Here is a 20,131-nt window from a genome sequence, read left to right on the forward strand (position 1 = left end):
GCTCCAGAAAGGAGGTGTTCCAGCCGCACCTTCCGGTACGGCTACCTTGTTACGACTTAGCCCCAGTCATCGGTTTTACCCTAGGCCGATCCTTGCGGTTACGGACTTTAGGTACCCCCAACTCCCATGGCTTGACGGGCGGTGTGTACAAGGCCCGGGAACGTATTCACCGCGCCATGGCTGATGCGCGATTACTAGCGAATCCAGCTTCACGAAGTCGGGTTGCAGACTTCGATCCGAACTGAGATGGGGTTTGGAGATTAGCATCACATCGCTGTGTAGCTGCCCTTTGTCCCCACCATTGTAACACGTGTGTCGCCCCGGATGTAAGGGCCGTGCTGATTTGACGTCATCCCCACCTTCCTCACAGCTTACGCTGGCAGTCTCTTTAGAGTCCTCAGCATGACCTGTTAGTAACTAAAGATAAGGGTTGCGCTCGTTATGGCACTTAAGCCGACACCTCACGGCACGAGCTGACGACAACCATGCAGCACCTCGCAAATGGCTATTGCTAGAGACTCTGTTTCCAGAGCTGTCCAAATGCGTTCAAACCCGGGTAAGGTTCCTCGCGTATCATCGAATTAAACCACATGTTCCTCCGCTTGTGCGGGCCCCCGTCAATTCCTTTGAGTTTCACCGTTGCCGGCGTACTCCCCAGGTGGATTACTTAACGCTTTCGCTGTAGAGCTTACTGTGTATCGCAAACTCCTAGTAATCATCGTTTACTGCGTGGACTACCAGGGTATCTAATCCTGTTTGATCCCCACGCTTTCGTGCTTCAGTGTCAGTTATAGTTTAGTAAGCTGCCTTCGCAATTGGAGTTCTGCGTGATATCTATGCATTTCACCGCTACACCACGCATTCCGCCTACCTCAAATATACTCAAGTTAACCAGTTTCAACGGCAATTTTATGGTTGAGCCACAAACTTTCACCGCTGACTTAATAAACCACCTACGCACCCTTTAAACCCAATAAATCCGGATAACGCTCGGATCCTCCGTATTACCGCGGCTGCTGGCACGGAGTTAGCCGATCCTTATTCATAAGGTACATACAAAACAGGACACGTCCCGCACTTTATTCCCTTATAAAAGAAGTTTACGAACCATAGATCCTTCATCCTTCACGCGACTTGGCTGGTTCAGGCTCTCGCCCATTGACCAATATTCCTCACTGCTGCCTCCCGTAGGAGTCTGGTCCGTGTCTCAGTACCAGTGTGGGGGACCTTCCTCTCAGAACCCCTATCCATCGCAGACTTGGTAAGCCGTTACCTTACCAACTATCTAATGGAACGCATGCCCATCTATCAGCAATTAATCTTTAACAAATATTCCCATGCGGGCCCCCTGTTTTATGCGGTATTAGTCCGACTTTCGCCGGGTTATCCCCCTCTGATAGGTAGGTTGCATACGCGTTACTCACCCGTGCGCCGGTCGCCAGCAAAGTATTGCTACTTCCTGCTGCCCCTCGACTTGCATGTGTTAAGCCTGTCGCTAGCGTTCATCCTGAGCCAGGATCAAACTCTTCGTTGTATAAATTGTTTTGTCTTGCTCAGAATCCGTTATTATTTCAAGTTTTGACGGTATTAATTTTTAATACTTGTACTACTTGTTGATATGTAAATCTTTCAAAGAACTTTCGCTTTCTTTTCGATTGCGGCTGCAAAGGTAAGGACTTTTTTTTAACTACCAAATATTTCAGAAGAAAATTTGAAAAGTTTTTCTGAAGTCGCTGTGGCGGTTGGAATTTTGCTTAGCATCGCTAACCTCATCCCCTTTCCTCAGGTTACCTCTTTCATCATGTATCATGCGCCGTTCTCTCTCGAATGCGGGTGCAAAAGTAGTCGATTACTACATACACTCCAAACTTTTCACCAATTATTTTTTATTTATTTTTTCACGGTAGGCACTGTATTATAATGTACGGGTGAATAAGCTAGAAAATGTTTTTTATCTTAGCCAGCATGACCACAGGATTATCCTCTTCTTTTAAATGAGCTGCAATTTCTCTCAATTTGCCTTTCAATTTACCTTTCTCTTCAATAAGTGACAAAGCTTCCAAAGATACGGCGAAAGCAATCTCTTCATTCAAAGCACATACTGATAAATCCTCTTCACGTTTATCGAAGTCTGCATTATAAACAATAGAATGATAAATCTTTTTTTCCTTCTTGTCATATATTAAATCAACAGTTGGCATTTTGTTATCCTTTTCGAAATTGCATTCCTTTTTCACCGTCTGCATAAAATAATAACGATCCGTCAAGATTCCCGGAAACAGGAAGACTTCCGGCGTCATTGTCTGTACAGAAGGAATTCTGACCATAAACGGGCGAAGATCCCCGTTTGGCCGATGGGCATAGATAGTATCGGCTGAAGGTTCGCTCAAAATCCAATCACCCTGATAAGAAGATACAAAACTATTACTGGGAACGCTTGCATACACCCCATCCGCAACACGCTTTACGATTATCGGCGATATTCTCTTCTCGTATGGAACCTCAATATCCGTCCAACTTCCATCTTGTGCAGACAAAAGAAAGAATGTAGATGTAGAAGACTCGTTCTCTGGCGAATAAACATTCTGAGAAAGAAAATGATTTTCATCATAATCGTACAAGTTCGTAACAAGTGCTCCTTTTTTATAAGGAATTGTCCTTTTATAATTTCCATCCAAATCATATACTTGAATTTTACTTGAAGGACCATCATTCACAAATATCTCATCCTCTTCTTTATTTAAATGAACATTAAAAGGCAATATATACTCCTCTGGACCTTGCCCTCTACGATTAATCTTCTTCAATCCTTTGCCAGTCGACCGGTCAAATATCAAAATTTCCCCCTGACGCACATTCGTCAATACCAAGATATCCTTACCGATATCCGCGATCTTTCCTTTGACAATAAATTCATCCGTCGTTTCCAACAAAACATATTCCACATCTATAAAATCCTGCAAAATCAGTTCTTTCTTTGGATAATCCGCCGTAACATCTACCGTGATAAGACTGTCTGATTTATTACCTTCACATCCCATTAATATTAATAGGATAGTTCCCAAAATAAGATTTTTACTTTTCATGTTTCCAGTTATATTAGTTATTAAACATTGACTATTTTGTTTGGATTCGTAAAAGTAGAAACCGACCCAAAGACAACCAAGGATTTGATGTCACAAAAATGTCACATTTTTAAGCTACTAATAGACAACATTATAAAAGGAAAAGGAAAAATTAAAAAGTTTTGATGAACTTATCGAAATCTTGTGCGGATCCACTCTCTTGAGTCAGCTTTTCATACAAACGCTTACGTTTATTGGATATCGCCTGGCTATTCACCGACAACAATACAGCAATACGTCCTACCGGAATCTGCAATTTTACCAAACAACATACATTCAAATCCAAGTTAGATATACGGGGATACAACATTCTTATCTTACCTGTAAAATCTTTATATAATATATGATCTATCATTTTTATAACCTCCGGCCACTGTGTCTCATTCAGTTTTTTCCAATCCGTATATACTCCCCGATATAAATCGGAGGAAAAGAACGGATGTGCAGAATTCATCTTCCCCTGAATAGACCTTGTAAACTGGGTGGATTGTTCTGATAGTTGCGCCACAACCGCTTCATACTGTTGTTCCAATTGCGCCACAACAGCATTTCGCTCTTCCAAATATTGCTGGCTATTCAAGTATTGTTGTTCCTTACGACGCAAAGATTGATTAAGCTGCTCCTCCCTCTTTTTCCTTTCTCTCCACAGATAAAAAACGAGACAAACGACGAACAGCAGACATCCGGCTCCTCCCAGAGAAAGTTTATACAAGTTGCCCGTTTTACGATCCGACTCTTGCCGATAATATTCCTTTTTCTTTTCAATCTCCCGATAATCATACAAACGTTGTAACCTAGCAAGAGTTTCCATTTGGGTCAGGTTATCAATCGAATCACGAAAAACGTTATATTGTTCCTGATAAAAGGCATAAGCCGACCAATTTTTCCGGGACTTTTCCAACTGCGCCAAATTTAGATAAAGATCTTTCAATGTATACGGATTTGTACTTTGACGGCAAAAAGATAAATAATGATATGCCGAATCTTTTTCCCCCATTCTCAAATAAAGACTCCCCAACCCCAGAGTGACTAAGCAAGAATCCTCCGTAGTCCTAGCCCGGGTATAAGCATTATAGGCATAAGACACCCCTTTTGCATAATCTCCCATTTGTTCATACGTACCTGCCAATTCATTATACATACAAAACTTGTGTGCATCCGAAGTGTACTCCAATGCTTTTGTATAATTAGTGACGGCACTATCCAAACGATGCTCACTCACATGAATCCGAGCAATATCCCTGAGGGCTAATGATAGACGAACCGTATCCTGTTTTTTCTCAAAATAGCCGACAGCCTTTTGCTGAAAATGCGAAGCCTGACCATACAATTTTTGATAGGTGTACAACCTGCCCAAATTGGTACATATACGCCCTAAAAATGTGTATTTTTCCAATTCAAGTCCCAATTTATACGCTTTTAAGTAATAATCCTGTGCCTGAATTGCATCATTTAAATCTTGAAGAACAATTCCATAATAATAATATGCCTGCATCTTACGCTCGGGCAAATCATTCTTATCATAATAACTCACTGCAATCTGTATCAAAGAATCAGAAGTATGTCTTATCTGCTTTCTATCTATCACCGATGTATATAACAGACACCAAAGAGCTTGTTGCTGCTCAGACAATTCTTCTATTTGTTGAATACTATCCAACAATATCAATGTATTGTCCGGTTCTTTCTCTATAGATTTTTCTACCACTCTCAACAATGCAGTCACCTCCCCTTTCTTGCTTCCAAAAAACACAAAGCCAAGCAGAACCAATAGAAGGGAGAAATGTAGTATCCACTTATCCATTAAGTATGATTTAATGCATGCAAGATAAAACTTTATTTTCAGAAATGCAGTTAGCCTCTCTGCGTATTTTTTGCAGAATCTTTTAAATAACTTTTTTATCTTTGCAATTTATCAATATCATCAATTTAAACTTAATCTAAAATGGAATCAGTAATGAAAAGAGTAACAGCCACAAGCTTGTTAGCCTCTTGTGCAGTATCATTGGCTTTGTTTACTTCATGTGCGGGTGCAGAGCAAAACACACTTACTCCCGAAGAGGTCGCCGATGGATGGCAACTCCTTTTCGACGGAAAAACACTCAACGGTTGGAAAGATTACAATGAGACAACCCTCACTCAGCCTTGGCATGTTGTTGACGGATGTATCCAAGCAAAAGGTGACGGCAGTGATGCCAGCGGTTATATTGTAACCGACAAACAGTATGAAAACTTCGAATTATCATGGGATTGGAAACTATCTAAAGGAGGGAACAGCGGTATGCTTTACCATGTTGTTGAACGTCCCCAGTTTGCAGTACCTTATGTAACAGGCCCGGAATATCAGTTGATTGATGAACCGAATTTCCCGGAACCTCTGGAAGAATGGCAGAAATTAGGAGTTGACTACGCTATGCATTTACCAGACAAGTCCAAAATGAAAGTAAATCCGCAAGGAGAATGGAACAACTCTAAAATAGTATTCGATAACGGTCATGTAGAACATTGGTTAAACGGAGAAAAGATTTTGGAATTTGAAGCCTGGACAGATGACTGGTATGAAAAGAAGAATAGCGGTAAATGGTCGAATGCCCCAGAATACGGCTTGGCTAAGAAAGGTGTCCTTTGTTTACAGGATCACGGTTATCCCGCATCATTCCGTAATTTAAAGATTAAAGAACTTCCCCGTAAAAGCAAAGAAGTTAACTTATTTAATGGTGTCGACCTGAAAGGCTGGGAAGCCTATGGTACTGAATTATGGTATGTGAAAGACGGCTTGCTGATTTGCGAAAGTGGTCCTGACAAGAAATACGGTTACCTGGCAACCCGCGATTATTACGATGATTTCGATTTGACCGTTGAGTTCAAGCAGGAGGCTGATGGTAACTCGGGGGTATTTATCCGCTCTTTCATCGAAGAAGATGTTAAAGTAAACGGATGGCAGGTTGAAGTTGCCCCCAAAGGTCATGATACCGGAGGTATTTACGAATCATACGGACGCGGATGGTTGATCCAGATCCCGGACGAAAAAGAAACAATCCTGAAGGAAGGTGACTGGAATACTATGCGCATCAAAGTGCAGGGTGACAATGTTCAGACCTGGTTGAATGGTGAAGAAATGGTTAATATCAATGACGAAAAGATCGGTGCCGGTCAAGGCCGTATCGCTTTGCAGATCCATGATGGAGGTGGCATCAAAGTATTATGGCGTAATCTGAAGCTGAAAACTTTATAATCCCATTTATAACAGACAAAAAAGCCCGATGGATATTCCACCGGGCTTTTTCATTTTTATCATTTACGTCCATGCCCTTTACGAGGGCCATTCGCTTTTTGTTTCTCCTGATAGAGTTTGTACTGTTCGTCTGTCAGTATCTTCTTTATCTGAGCATCCTTTTCACTAAGCATTGTCGACATTTTTTCGCGCATTTTTGAACGATCCTCCTTTACAGCCTCACGTTCTTTTTCCATTTGAGCTCTGAACTCGGTTTCTACCTTACGGAACTCCGCAGCTTGCTTATCATCGAGTTTTAACTCTTCGATCATTTTTTCACTACGCTTTGAGGGATCTCCCTTCTTTCCCTGGCGATTACCACTCTGAGCAAAAACTGTTGTTGAACTGATCAAGATAACCAAAAACAATCCTATTACCTTCTTCATAAACTATTACTTATTACTTAATTAATATACTTTTGTTTGTGAAGCGCTTCGAAGTAATAGACACTGTTATTTGGAAATAGTTTAATCGTCCCGCTAAAAAAAAATCTTTTTTTATTCGGTTGGTCCTATAACGATTCCCTCAGCAGTCCACTTACCAGTAAAATAATCAAGCGATCTCAGGAAACGGTTATAATCTTTTTTATCAGCACCCGTCCATCCTGTTTCTGCATAAGCAGCAATACGGGGATAAACCAGCCGGTTCATGCTCTCAACCGTTGGGATAAATTCCCCCCACATCTGACAGCCCAATCCCAGCACTCTGCTCTGTTCTTCTGGAGATAATCCTTCCGGAACCGGATTAAATGAATAAGCCTTAGACAAAGGGATTGACTCATAATTATAATCTATATAAGTATATTCATGATAAGAGTTCACCACATCATATCCCTTATCAATCGTTTTCTTGATAAGAGCCGGATCACCTTTCCAGAAATGAACGATCGTTCCTTTCGCTAACTGTTGTTCCACCTCTTTCGTATCTTCGGCAGACTGATACTCATGCAGTTTATCACCGGTAATCTCGTTCCATCCCATCATTCGCTTCCCTTTTGATGCTAACATATTGGAAATCTCATTCGTAAAATAAACCTGAAGCTCAGCCGGTGTTTTCAATCCGTTCTTTGCCATATAGCTACGGATAACCGGAGAAGCTTTCCACTGATCGTATTTAACTTCATCCCCTCCGATATGGAATACCGAACCAGGGAACAGAGCAATCACTTCATTCGTTACATCATCAAAGAACTGCATCACTTTCGGATCAGACACGTTAAAAACTTCATAATGTACACCGAATTTACCTGGAACTTTGATCTGCTTGCCACTGGTTCCCAACCAGAGATAGGAAGCGATAGCGGCACTGGCATGTCCCGGCATACTTACTTCCGGCACAATCGTGATATGACGTTTAGAGGCATATTCTACAATTTCTTTGATTTCCGCTTGGGTATAAAATCCTCCGTGAGGTTTACCGTCATACACATCGCTACCAAAATGATTGATCTCAGATGAGTCACGGTAAGCTCCAACCTCCGTCAATTTCGGATATTTCTTAATTTCAATTCGCCAGCCTTGATCATTTGTAAGATGCCAATGGAACACATTCATTTTCAATCCTGCCATTTCATCCAACAACTTAAGCACGACATCTTTTCCTTTAAAATAACGTCCTTCATCCAACATAAAGGCACGCCAGGAAAAAGCTGGATAATCGGAAACAGCCGCTCTTTGTACTACATATTTACCGTCTTTTTCCTTTATAATCTGACGCAGGGTTTGTACTCCGTTCAAAACGCCGGCTGGAGTACTAGACTTTATTGCGATCTTACTGGAAGCGACTTCCAGTTGATAACCTTCCGGTTTATCCGCCAATACAGCAGGGTCAAGTACGAGGTTTATATCCCCCTTCCCTTCCTTAAGGGTTGCATTTACTGAAAAATCAGCAGCAAGGACATTCTGTAAATACTGAGCTTCATTAACAAGATTACCGGAGTAAGATATTACCGGCTGATTACTCATTTTAAAGAACCCCGGAGTATAACTGATCTCCTGAGGTTGCGGAATGATCGTGTACTCTTCAACGGGAGGGGTCTGACAGGCACACAGGAATAAAAAGCACAAAGAGATTAACAAGTTTGTTCTCATAGAATTAAATTTAAATTAGGATAAAAGCATAAACACCTTACATAATACCCTTTATTCAACAATTGTACAAAGATAAAACATAAATACAGATCCTCAAAAACTAAAAACTGGAATGTCTATTTAATATTCCAGTTTTCACAATTATTCATCAAACACAAACGATTAAGTGGTTCATTGGGTACTAAAACAGCTCATTTGTTACTTGATTGAAATAGGTTATGCATTCTTTTATATCAGAAACAGAATTTTCCCAGTTATATTCAAATTCGATTGAGAATACCCCTTTGAAACCCTGTTCCTTCAGTTCCTTCAACATCCCTTTAACATCGAGTATACCTGTCCCCCAAATCACATCATGTTGTTCCTTTTCTCCAACCTTTTTTATTGCTATATCTTTAAAATGAAGGGAAATAATGCGTCCACTCAGTTTTTTCAGACATTCTATCTGGTCGAGTCCTTCCCTGCGCCAATGTCCAACATCGGCACACGAACCGATCAAATGGCTGCGGTGAGAAATAGCCTGCAATAAATTCTCCGGTTTCCAGTAATCGGATGGCTGAGGGTGATTATGTACCGATATGTTGATTCCGTATTGTTTCGACAATTTTTCTACCAAATCCCAGTCGCCGGGTGCCGGTTCACAAGTGATAAACTCCATTTCCATCGCCTTAGCAAAACGGAACATTTTTTCCCAGTCGGAAGATTTCTCGGCAACATATACACCAGTTCCAACAATTGTTATTCCCTTAGAAGCAGCCAGTTCTTTCAACTCCTTTTGAGTTTGGGTATCCAGGTTGAAGTTGAACACCCAATCCCCCCATTTACCTCCCAACTTGTGTCCGGGATATACTTCTATATATTTTAAGCCTAATTCCTGTGTCTTATCGAGAGCTTCTGTTAGTGAGAACAGGTGAAAACTATATGATTGCATCCCCAGCCGCCAACCGTTCTTTTCCGCTCTGGTCTGTGCCTGTACAGGAATGGAGAATAAACCGCAAACCAACAACAGTAAGATATTGAATATTCGCTTTTTCATGATCAATTTATTTTATTCTGATTATTTAGGCATATCCGGTAAGGAGAAACCATTGTTGTAAGTGTGCCTGATCCATTCGTTAGCCATTTCTACCGCATTAAATTCGGCAAAGCGGCGGTCGAAACGAGGATCACCGTCTATTACTTTGAAATCGTCTACCGTAACGATCTTAATTTTGTCTGTCGGAGAGATATTGGTAAAGCACATATTCTCGCCGTCCCATTGCAATTCACGGTGTAACCCCTGCAATCCAGATAACCGTACGGCCAAGACTCCCATCACAACCATTTCGTTGAACGGACCGGAAAACTGGAAGTTAGAAGAAGCTTCTGTCCGGTTTTCGGGAGACTCTTTACATGCACGTATCCAATCCTGTTCGTGGGCATTTGTCGACCAGATATCTCCGTTACCGCCTTTGATCCTAGCAATAGAGGGTTTAGGCTGATTAAAATGTTCCATATCAGAGACAGGTAATAAAGTCGGATTCATCCCATAACATCCTGTCATGATTTTACCTTTCGTACCCATAAAGATAATACCTCCGTTTTCATCACCCATCATTTGTCCATCTTTCAGTTCTTCCGGACGGGGTGGCATCAACCCTCCATCATACCAGTAAACTTTTACTTTCGGCATTTTTACATTTCCTTTTGCCGGTCGCTCCGGGAAAGTATAAGTAACAACCTGAGCATGGGGAGGAGAGTACAGATTACTCAATGTGGAACTACCGATAACGCTGGTCGGATATTTAAGATCAAGAGCCCAGTACAACGGATCCATGATATGGCAGGCCATATCTCCTAGCGCTCCTGTTCCGAAGTCCCACCAGCCGCGCCAATTCCAGGGGGTGTAAACCGGATTATATGGGCGTTTCTGTGCCGGCCCGATGAATAAATCCCAATCCAAAGTCTTCGGGCATTTGGCTGCCTCCTTGGGTTGCATCAATCCCTGTGGCCAAATCGGGCGATCAGTCCAGCAATGTACTTCATACACTTCACCAATGACACCTGCTTGTATCCACTCCGCAATCTGACGACACCAGTCAAATGAGTTACCCTGGTTTCCCATCTGTGTGGCTACCTTATATTTCTTAGCCAGTTTGGTAAGTAAACGTGACTCGTAAACAGAATGAGTAAGCGGTTTTTGTGTATAACAATGTTTACCCAATGTAACGGCATGAGCTGTTACACCGGCGTGCGTATGGTCGGGTGTTGCTACCATGACAGCATCAATCGACTTTCCGATCTCATCAAACATCACACGCCAATCTTTAAAACGTTTTGCATTCGGATAATCCTTAAAGGTCTTATCTGCATAATGCCAATCGACATCACAGAGTGCAACAATATTTTCCGTATTCATATTTGCCAGATTACGACGTCCCATACCACCGACACCGATACCAGCTATATTCAACTTATCGCTCGGAGCAATATGTCCGTAAGTTCTGCCTAATACAGAACTCGGAATAATGGTAAGACCAGCTGTCATAACAGCACTTGTCTTCAGAAAATTTCTTCTTGAAATGTTTTTCATAACTATTACTATAATACAAATCAGCAGTTAATACTGATTTTGTTAATTCAAAAATTAGCCTAACAACTACGATAGTCACTATCTAGCTTTACCACGTAGCATATTTTCTCATTTTATCCAGTTTTGTTCTATTTCTTCCAATGATTTACCGGTTGTTTCCGGAACTAATTTCCATATTATTAATATGTAAGGTACACACATGACCGCAAACAGGAAAAATGTACCTGACGGGGTTAAAGTCAGGAGCATCCAAGGTGTAAGTTGCCCTATTAAATAAGTTCCGACCCACAAGGCAAAACCTGCAATAGACATGGCCAGTCCTCTAATTTTAGCAGGATACATTTCCGAAAGAAGCACCCAAACCACAGCACAGATAGAGACAGCACAGCAAAAAATATAACACAAGAAAAATACCAATAAAAAAAGACTAGGTATAGACATTGATCTATTCAGTATAAAATAACCACCGATAAGCAACAAAGAAACAATCATCCCTGACACACCATAATATACTAACTTTTTTCGCCCAACCCGATCTATTATTACCAATGCGAGAATGGATGTCATCATATTAACAAGCCCAACCAACACCTGAGATAAAAGAGAATCTCCACTGGAAAGACCCGCACTTTCAAATATAGATGGTCCATAGTAAAGAACTGCATTAACACCCATAAACTGTCCCAAAATAGCGATACAAACACCTATTAACACTATCTTTAGGATTTTCGGTTTAAATAACAGAGCCCATTCAGACTTTGATTCACTCCGGATGACAGATAATGTTTCATTCAGTTGTATCTTAATTTCACTCACATTGCGATAAATTCCGGAAAAAACAGAAAAAGCTTCCGTTTCTCTCCCTTTCAACAGTAACCAACGAGGGCTTTCAGGTATAAAGAAAACAATCACAAGAAAAAACAAAGCCGGAAAAATTTCCATCCCCAACATGCCCCGCCAAACTTCCGTTATGAACAGACGGTTTAGCCACGAAGTCGTTAAAGAAATATCTCCTTTCCCTAACTGTAATAAAATGTAATTAGTCAGATATGCACCTAAAAAACCAACTGTAATTGCAACTTGATAAAGTGACACCAACCGCCCACGGTATGCAGCGACTGAGACTTCTGAAATATAGAGAGGAGACACGATTGAGACTATACCAATACCAACACCACCTATGATGCGATAAATGACCAGTTGATTAAAATTTGTACTGAATGCACAACCGATAGCAGAAGCAGAAAACAAAATGGCTGAAAAAATCATTGTCTGCTTTCTCCCCGTTATATCACTCAATATACCAGCCATAAGCACCCCTACTATCGAACCGATAAGTGCACATCCGACATACCATCCTTGTTGCAGCGAATCCAACTGAAACAATTGGGTGACCTGAGCGATCGTCCCGGAAATAACAGCCGTATCATATCCAAACAGGAAACCACCCAGAGCTGCCACCACGGAAAGAAAAACAAGATAACCAAAGTTGATTTTCGTTTTCATACTCACTTTATTAGTTTCCAAACATTGTTTGTATCACCTCATCCATATGAGGTTTCATTGCAACACCCTTTGTTTTATCCCAAAAGCTGGTATCATCCTCAATCAATACCTGAGTACCAATGATCCAACTCTGGATCCAACCGGTCAAGGTAGACCATGCCCCCCAACCATGATCGGCATTTGAAGCCCAGTAGTCCCACCGGTTATAATCGAATGCACGATACCAGGCTCCATCTAAATGGGCATATCTGTCACTTTTTACCTGAATACGGATTAGGAAATCCGACAATTTTTCTACCGCTTCTTGATATTGGGTATTACCTGTCGCTCTTGCAGCTTCGTTCAATGAGAAAAAAGCAAAATTCGAAGTATATAACATATCCGCCACCGGATCACCGTTATGTGAAATAAGCGGAGCCTCCGTCACACCATAATCCTTATTTGATTTAGCTTTTCCAAACGTACCGGTACTACTATTGCCTAATTCTTCCCTGATCGCTCCTGATGTTTGTTGATTTTCCAACAAACGACTTACTACCTGATCTAGCCATTCCCTATGCTCCGGAGTATCCTGCACCTGTACTAACCAAGCCAACGGCAGTATCATTCGCGCCCGCTCTTGCTGAATTCCATTTGTCCACTTCCAACCCTCCGGATAGTTTTCCATTGTAAGCCTGATAGCTTTTTCAGCTTTTTCTAATAATGGTTGATAACCTGTTTTGTCATAAAGCCATAGATAACAGGCCCACATCCAGGATTCAAAATGAGGATGAGGATTCACCAGTTCCGGACGCTTAGCATAATATTGCCAACCTTTTTCCAAAATCTGAGGTTCCTCCAAACGACCACCATTGCCGAAAAAACCATTTACATTACTTAAACGGAAATTAGCTAGTATATTCTCGATAATTTCTTTATTCCACCGATCATAATCCATAAAAGCAGAAGCCCCTATCAATCCTAATACCAAACGAGCATTGTCATCAGCATAAAAAACATAAGGATGAGTATCAGACCATCCGATCAAACCATAGACCGGACTGGAAGGATCTATTCTTTTTCCAGCTCTAAATGCTGATTTTTTCAGTACATATTCCATCAGATTCTTAGACACTTCTTCATAGGTTGAATTATTCAAAGACTTCCCTCCAGCAGCAAGAGCAAATGCAACTTCCCCTTGCACATCAGCTCGAAGCCAATACCGGAAATCTTGTTCTCCATCATAATAGATATTGGATGCATGGCCTTCAAGAATTCCCATCGAGCCATTTCCAACTTTGCTGTCAGCCGGAAGTGCGCGGGCTACAGGCATTAACCCGTCCCCCTGTCGTTCCAACTGCAATTTTTTCCATGAGGGATCAATAAAGAAACGGCCATTGAAAAACCACTCCAGACCTCTGCTTATCATATCCTTTCCTGCATCAGCCGGAAGAGATTGTTCTCTACTGTAAGTAGGTCTAACATCAGACGGCCATTCTGTTGAAAATGTGAAATCAGAATCATTTGTTACAAACGAAATAATATATTTCCATACAGATTGCCAGGCGCCAAGAGGTTCGTAGCGACCTGTCCGGAAATTACTGAGTTTTGTAAATGCGACCAATATATTATCTTTCTCACATAACAAAGGATAGCTCTCCACATCTTCTATCCCATACTCTGCCTGATCAAAACCTGCAACACGAGCTAATACAATCAATGGGTCATTCACTTTTGCTACACGAGTATAGCAATCATTAACACCTATAATATCCATCGGTTCCAGATTCATCAGTTTGTCACTGGTTATTACTCCACGTTCCAAAGATGCATGAAAAGTTTCTTTTTCAACACATAGATCTGGTAACTTATCCGGATATTCCAAATAAAGCCTAATCTTTTTCTGTTGTGCCAATTTATATGTTTCCTGTGTAATTTCCAGAGGACACATCGGATAAGTATCACAAACGATAACGGCTCCTGAACCGTTGGTCGCATTTTCAATCATTACTTCCGGAGAGTCAAATATTATCAATTTGAACCCCTCACTTTTAAGTAATTGATACACTTCATTCTGCTCACTACCACAATAATATATTGTTTTATTTTCAACACAACTGCATAACAAAAGAAAGAGACCCCAAAAACATAATAATTTTAATTTCATATTTTTCATATATTACTATTTGAAAAAAACTGTCACGAAAATAAAGGAGGATATATAAAAATCCCCCTTTATATACTCATTTTGAATATCAATATCCTGGATTTTGTTCTAAGTTCGAGTTTAGAACTAATTCATTTGAAGGCAACGGTTTCAACCAGTTTTTCTTTTCATCAAACTGCCAACCATTCTTTGCCGGACTATTCCAATGAGGAGCAATATAACCGGCATCACTCACTGGTATTGCGCTAGGATCAAGAACTGGTTTGAACTGGTCTTTGATATCTGCAAATTGTTTCATTTTTGCTCCTAACATAGGACGTTTAATCAAATTAACAGCCGCCCATCTCATTAAATCATCAAAGCGATATCCTTCGCAAGCAAATTCAACCCTCCGTTCACGACGTATCTCATTCAGTAACGGGCTCAATTCCGGGAAGTCCCACCTCGGATCAATAAAGCCGACATCCACTGTCATATGAGGCATGTCCACTCGATCACGCAATTGGTTTACCGAAATATCCAGATCATTCTGACTACACTCACCCAGCTCAGCCTTGGCTTCTGCATAATTACATAAAACCTCTGCGTACCGGAAAATAATACTTGCTGTAATATATCCACCTTCATGTACTGCGGCCGGATCACATCCTTTATATAATTGATAACCGGTTGTATTTCTCAAACGGGAATCATATGTCATATCCGGTACAGTAAAAGAACCGCTCACTTGTCCATTCACAATCACACGTGGATCACCTTTCTGGTAAATTGTTTGTCTCAAACGAGGGTCTCTATCCTGTACTTCTTTCTCCACCAAATCATCCCCCTGGTAAAGAGGACTGATACTGATAGGTTTACCATCTGAACAGAGATAAGCTTCTATCATATACTTAGAAACTCCGGTATTATTATCACTTACACCCCAAATACTCTGGCTGTTATTATATACCCCTAATCCCATATCATATTTTTTCCAAAGTAAAACTTCTTTGTTAGCAGATAAATCTGTCTGATTAAACAAGTTCCAATAACCTTTACTTTTATCTCCCCCTACCGGTTCTATTGCATAGACGTCCTTATCGATCACCGCCCGTGCTGCATTTGCTGCAACCCGGAAGAAACGATTCGGATCTGCATTTGCAACGCCAAAGGCCGTTCCGTTATGGTATTTTTCCCACGTTCCTTCATATAAAGCGACACGACTCTGAAACAACAGAGCTACATCTTTATGAATTCGTCCGGAAGTAGCCATACTCTTTTCCGGTAATAGACTAATAGCCTTATCTAAATCAGCTATAATAGAATCTGCTATTACCGTCCGTGAAACCCTGCTATCAAACAGTTCTTCTGAATCAGCATACAAAGCTTTCCCAATCCAGGGAAGATCACCAAACTGTTTCAATTTGTCATAATAAAACCAGGCACGCCAAAAATAAATTTCACCAATATAAGGAGCCGTTTCAGAAATAGGGTCCTGCGATTTATGGTAGTTATCAATGAAGAAATTCAGTCCTCTAAGCATTGTCCAGTCCCATCCACCTCCGGAAGATGGAACTGTAATCGTTCCGGATATTTGGGCATCATAATTATATGACCCGGAGACCAGATTATCTGAAGCATTATCCTTCTCATATGGTCCGTAATCATGACCACTCAATACCGGGAAATTCCCATAATACTTATTGGCATAAAGTTCCATTTCCTTTGCTGAAAATGTCATCTGCTGATCTGTGATCTTATCCAAAGGATCCCGGTCTAGGAAATCTTCACAAGACGTAATGAACAATCCTAACAGTACGATAAATAAGCTATATTTTTTCATAATAATTCAATTTAAAAATCAACATTAAAACCAAAAGAGAATGTCTTCGATAAAGGATAAACTTTTCCGGCTCCCCAACTTCCGTTTAAAAGTTCAGGATCAAAATTTTTCTGCAAAGATGTAATTGTAAAGAGATTTTCTCCACTGATAAACATACGGATACGCTCTAAACCGATCTTTGACATAATAGTCTTTGGAATTGTATAACCTAACTGAAAATTCTTCAGGCGTAGATAAGCTGCATTCTGTAGATAACGAGTTTGCGACTGTTGGTTTTTATATACTTCAGAAGAATTATAGGGCTTCGGATAATAAGCACTAGTATTTTCCGGAGTCCAGAAATCAGATGTTTCTTCATACATATTAGAACCAAACCCACCAGTGAATCCCCAGAAGAAAACTCCGCTATTTCCACCTGTCGGAGGACAAAAATCACGCTTCCCTACCCCTTGCAGGAAAATGTTCAAATCAAAACCTTTCCACTGTGCACCTAAAGAAATACCATAGCTAAAACGTGGAGTTGTATTTCCAATAACAGTTAGGTCTCCATGATCATCTTTCGTATTTTTACCTTTATCAATTTTACCATCATTATTTAAATCCTTATACTCCACATCTCCAACTGTCCAGTTTCCATAGATATATGACTGATCAGATATCTTTTTCAACTGCTCTTCCGTTTGTATGATACCTGCTGTTTTATATCCCCAGATTTCTCCAATCGTCTGCCCTTCATAGTAGGTTGACAAAATCTTTGTGGGATTATTATAAGTGATAACCTTGGATACATAATCAGATAAAACCAAATTTACATTATAAGAGAAATCGCTTCCTATCTGATCTCTCCATCCCAGATTCAATTCGAAACCAGAAGTACGTAAATCGGCATTATTTTCTTGTGGTACACTTGCTCCCAATACCGCCGGCAGGGCATTGGCAGGGCCAAACATGTCAGTTGTCGTACGACGATACCAGTCAAATGAAAGATTCAACTGATTCGATAAGAATGAAGCATCTACTCCCACATCAATGGTAGAAACTGTTTCCCAGGTCAGATTACGGCTGACCAACCCAGGTGCCTCCAGATAGTTCGGACGTACCCCGTCTATCAGATAACCATAATTATTGCCTACATTCACTGTGCTCAAATACAAATAATCACCCACATTCTGATTCCCCAACGATCCATAAGAAGCACGTAGTTTCAATGAGTTCACAATATGTTCGATTGTCCAGAAGTTTTCTCTGGCAATATTATAACCGACAGAAACGGAAGGGAAAAATCCAAAACGGTCACCACGCTGGAATTTGGAAGAACCATCATAACGAGCATTAAACTCAATCAGGTATTTTTCTTTATAGTTATAATTAGCACGGATAAAAGTACCCATATTTGCCCAATGCGTCAGTGTCTGGGAATTCGTCTGTTCACCAATCGCAGTTGATAAAGAAGGAATATCCTGATTTATCAAATTACGACGCATAGCAGTCAAATAATCATATTTACTTAACTCCAATTGCTGACCAACCATGACCGACATAAAATGGTCGCCAAACAAATGTTCATAAGAAGTATAAGCATTAAATGAGCTATAATCAGTTTGAGCCTGCAAAGTTGAAAAAGCATCATGATTTGGAGCCATTACCGGAACTTCGGAGACCGTATACTCCCAGATTACCGCTTTGTCGTGAGTAGACTCTTTTCTTGCCGTATTTCGGTAAGTATAATCAACGTTTATCTTCCAACCTTTAATCGGCTCAGCCTCTAAAGCTCCCGTTGCACTAAAAACATTGGTATTGTCAAGTGTACGTCCCCCGTCTATTTGTTTATAAATATGAGAGGTTGAAGCCCAATGTCCGTTCGGATCTTTCAAAGACCAGTTCGGATAGCGGGTTGTTGCCAAATGTACCCAGTTACCTATATCCCCATTATAAGCCTCTGAAACGGTATTATTTTTATCCCGGCTGAATTTGACTCTGACATCTCCACGCAACCATTTATAGGGTTCAAAATGTAAATTGCTTGTCAGGTTAAAACGTTCAAAACGATCTTTTCCATATCGCAACAATCCATTTTCCTTATAATAGCCGGCTCCCACATAATAATTGGATTTCTCCGTACCACCTCTTACACTCAAGTCATGTTTATGATTCCATGATCCCGGTTTAAAGAATGCCCTGAACCAATCCACATTATCATTATCCAATGTAGCATACGACCAATAATCCGTATTATTCGGATTCGGAATGTTTGACGGATAATGTCCCGGATCTGCCATATAAGCTTTGATGCGCCCAATATGTTCATCACTGAACATCGGAGACTGTCCTGAGTTTAGTGATGCGATATTATACGCATTCGCAAAATCAAGTGAGTTTACCTGATTCGGAATACATGTTGCATGATTATAGCCTATCACATTATTATAAGATACGGTCACCTTTTCATTTTTAGCCCCCTTCTTAGTCGTTACCAGAATAACACCATAAGCAGCACGTGCACCGTAAATAGCAGCAGAAGCCGCATCCTTCAAAACAGTCAGAGTTTCTACATCGGCAGGATTAATATTATTAATATTATCAGCCGGAACTCCATCTACAATAAATAACGGAGCCCCCCCGGAAAGACTGGTTGTACCACGAACATTATAATCCATCGTTGAGCCGGGAGCCCCGCCATTTCCAGAAACTGTCATATTCAAGTTTCCGACTACTCCCTGCAAAGCCTTTCCAATGTTTGTAACAGAGCGGTTTTCCATTGTTTTATTATCTATTTGTGCAACAGCACCAGTCAGATTCACCTTCTTGGTTGTACCGTAACCAACCACTACCACTTCTTCCAACGCCTGACTATCTTCCAACAATGAAACAGAAACATCAGATTTACTTCCTACAGCAATATCTCTTGTTGTATATCCGATATAAGAAAATTGAAGAACCGCATTATCACTGGATAGCATCAAAGAATAAGAACCATTCACATCTGTAGTCGTCCCATTCGTTGTTCCTTTTTCAACAACATTCACCCCAATAACAGGTTCTCCTAAATGATCAGTTACTTTTCCGCTAACTTTTTTACCAACCTGATCCGATCCGGCCACATCAATAGTTGTCAAAATTACATCTTTATCTATCACTTTATACCGTACATTCGACTCTTTAAACAAACGGTTCAATACAACAAATACATCTTCATTCTGTACATTGATAGAAACCTTCCGGTTGACATTTATGATTTTGTTATTATAAAAAAATTGGAAATCGGTCTGTTGTTCAATCTCTTCCAATATCTCTGCGACAGTCTTTTCTGTTCCAAATACAGAAAGTTTTGTCGTTTGCGCATAAGATTGGGACGCAAGTGCCATACTAATAGACAAGCATAACAATAAACAGGTTAACTTCATGGTTCTTGTTATTTTAGGTACTAAATTCAGGATACAAATTTCCCTATCCTGTTGGATATAATAATTCTTTACCATACTTTTGTAAATGATTTAAGATTAAAAAAATAAATTCCTTAGTCTGTTTATAGACCGGCTATTGAATATTTCATACGGGAAGATGCTGGTAACATGTTTCCGTATGTTTTTCAATAA

At 40.5% G+C, this 20,131-nt stretch carries 11 protein-coding genes and 1 rRNA gene; 1 reads left to right on the top strand and 11 read right to left on the bottom strand.

Annotation, left to right across the window (positions count from 1 at the left end):
• Positions 1–7: 7 nt before the first annotated feature.
• The 3 genes from HMPREF1536_RS05515 to HMPREF1536_RS05525 all read right to left on the bottom strand — a co-directional run bounded on the left by HMPREF1536_RS05515 (position 8) and on the right by HMPREF1536_RS05525 (position 4,929).
• A 16S ribosomal RNA gene (locus tag HMPREF1536_RS05515) occupies positions 8–1,534 on the bottom strand.
• Positions 1,535–1,937: 403 nt separating this feature from the next.
• Positions 1,938–3,086, bottom strand: a complete 1,149-nt coding sequence (locus HMPREF1536_RS05520) for a 6-bladed beta-propeller (protein ID WP_028727807.1) — start codon at positions 3,084–3,086, stop codon at positions 1,938–1,940.
• 151 nt (positions 3,087–3,237) lie between these two features.
• Positions 3,238–4,929, bottom strand: a complete 1,692-nt coding sequence (locus tag HMPREF1536_RS05525; RefSeq protein ID WP_028727806.1) for a hypothetical protein — start codon at positions 4,927–4,929, stop codon at positions 3,238–3,240.
• A gap of 141 nt (positions 4,930–5,070) precedes the next feature.
• On the opposite strand from HMPREF1536_RS05525, the gene HMPREF1536_RS05530 reads away from it, so the two are divergent.
• Positions 5,071–6,360, top strand: a complete 1,290-nt coding sequence (locus HMPREF1536_RS05530; RefSeq protein ID WP_028727805.1) for a 3-keto-disaccharide hydrolase — start codon at positions 5,071–5,073, stop codon at positions 6,358–6,360.
• Between the two features lie 59 nt (positions 6,361–6,419).
• Here HMPREF1536_RS05530 and HMPREF1536_RS05535 read toward each other — a convergent pair whose 3' ends face one another.
• The 8 genes from HMPREF1536_RS05535 to HMPREF1536_RS05570 form a co-directional block, all read right to left on the bottom strand.
• Complete coding sequence (locus HMPREF1536_RS05535) at positions 6,420–6,785, bottom strand: hypothetical protein (RefSeq protein ID WP_028727804.1); 366 nt, start codon at positions 6,783–6,785, stop codon at positions 6,420–6,422.
• 111 nt (positions 6,786–6,896) lie between these two features.
• Positions 6,897–8,489: a beta-N-acetylhexosaminidase gene (locus HMPREF1536_RS05540; RefSeq protein ID WP_028727803.1), complete on the bottom strand. Its 1,593-nt coding sequence runs from the start codon at positions 8,487–8,489 to the stop codon at positions 6,897–6,899.
• Between the two features lie 181 nt (positions 8,490–8,670).
• The gene (locus tag HMPREF1536_RS05545; protein WP_028727802.1) at positions 8,671–9,525 is read right to left on the bottom strand and encodes a sugar phosphate isomerase/epimerase family protein; all 855 of its coding nucleotides are present in this window, start codon (positions 9,523–9,525) and stop codon (positions 8,671–8,673) included.
• Between the two features lie 21 nt (positions 9,526–9,546).
• Positions 9,547–11,061, bottom strand: coding sequence for a Gfo/Idh/MocA family oxidoreductase (locus HMPREF1536_RS05550; protein ID WP_028727801.1), 1,515 nt, complete (start codon positions 11,059–11,061; stop codon positions 9,547–9,549).
• 108 nt (positions 11,062–11,169) lie between these two features.
• Positions 11,170–12,567, bottom strand: coding sequence for a sugar porter family MFS transporter (locus tag HMPREF1536_RS05555; protein WP_028727800.1), 1,398 nt, complete (start codon positions 12,565–12,567; stop codon positions 11,170–11,172).
• Positions 12,568–12,577: 10 nt separating this feature from the next.
• Positions 12,578–14,722, bottom strand: a complete 2,145-nt coding sequence (locus tag HMPREF1536_RS05560; RefSeq protein ID WP_028727799.1) for a hypothetical protein — start codon at positions 14,720–14,722, stop codon at positions 12,578–12,580.
• A 79-nt stretch (positions 14,723–14,801) separates the two neighbouring features.
• On the bottom strand, positions 14,802–16,535 hold the full coding sequence (locus HMPREF1536_RS05565; protein ID WP_028727798.1) for a RagB/SusD family nutrient uptake outer membrane protein: 1,734 nt from the start codon (positions 16,533–16,535) through the stop codon (positions 14,802–14,804).
• Between the two features lie 11 nt (positions 16,536–16,546).
• A complete protein-coding gene (locus HMPREF1536_RS05570) occupies positions 16,547–19,939 on the bottom strand; it encodes a TonB-dependent receptor (protein ID WP_052349828.1) in 3,393 nt (1,130 codons plus the stop codon).
• Between the last annotated feature and the right edge of the window lie 192 nt (positions 19,940–20,131).

Origin of the sequence: Parabacteroides gordonii MS-1 = DSM 23371, assembly GCF_000969825.1 — a bacterium.
GTDB classification, from domain to species: Bacteria; Bacteroidota; Bacteroidia; order Bacteroidales; family Tannerellaceae; genus Parabacteroides; species Parabacteroides gordonii.

Excerpts from the sequence above, each read along its gene's own strand:
- HMPREF1536_RS05520 (WP_028727807.1), bottom strand. The coding sequence starts at position 3,086 with ATGAAAAGTAAAAATCTTATTTTGGGAACTATCCTATTAATATTAATG.
- HMPREF1536_RS05525 (WP_028727806.1), bottom strand. The coding sequence starts at position 4,929 with ATGGATAAGTGGATACTACATTTCTCCCTTCTATTGGTTCTGCTTGGC.
- HMPREF1536_RS05530 (WP_028727805.1), top strand. The coding sequence starts at position 5,071 with ATGGAATCAGTAATGAAAAGAGTAACAGCCACAAGCTTGTTAGCCTCT.
- HMPREF1536_RS05535 (WP_028727804.1), bottom strand. The coding sequence starts at position 6,785 with ATGAAGAAGGTAATAGGATTGTTTTTGGTTATCTTGATCAGTTCAACA.
- HMPREF1536_RS05540 (WP_028727803.1), bottom strand. The coding sequence starts at position 8,489 with ATGAGAACAAACTTGTTAATCTCTTTGTGCTTTTTATTCCTGTGTGCC.
- HMPREF1536_RS05545 (WP_028727802.1), bottom strand. The coding sequence starts at position 9,525 with ATGAAAAAGCGAATATTCAATATCTTACTGTTGTTGGTTTGCGGTTTA.
- HMPREF1536_RS05550 (WP_028727801.1), bottom strand. The coding sequence starts at position 11,061 with ATGAAAAACATTTCAAGAAGAAATTTTCTGAAGACAAGTGCTGTTATG.
- HMPREF1536_RS05555 (WP_028727800.1), bottom strand. The coding sequence starts at position 12,567 with ATGAAAACGAAAATCAACTTTGGTTATCTTGTTTTTCTTTCCGTGGTG.
- HMPREF1536_RS05560 (WP_028727799.1), bottom strand. The coding sequence starts at position 14,722 with ATGAAAAATATGAAATTAAAATTATTATGTTTTTGGGGTCTCTTTCTT.
- HMPREF1536_RS05565 (WP_028727798.1), bottom strand. The coding sequence starts at position 16,535 with ATGAAAAAATATAGCTTATTTATCGTACTGTTAGGATTGTTCATTACG.
- HMPREF1536_RS05570 (WP_052349828.1), bottom strand. The coding sequence starts at position 19,939 with ATGAAGTTAACCTGTTTATTGTTATGCTTGTCTATTAGTATGGCACTT.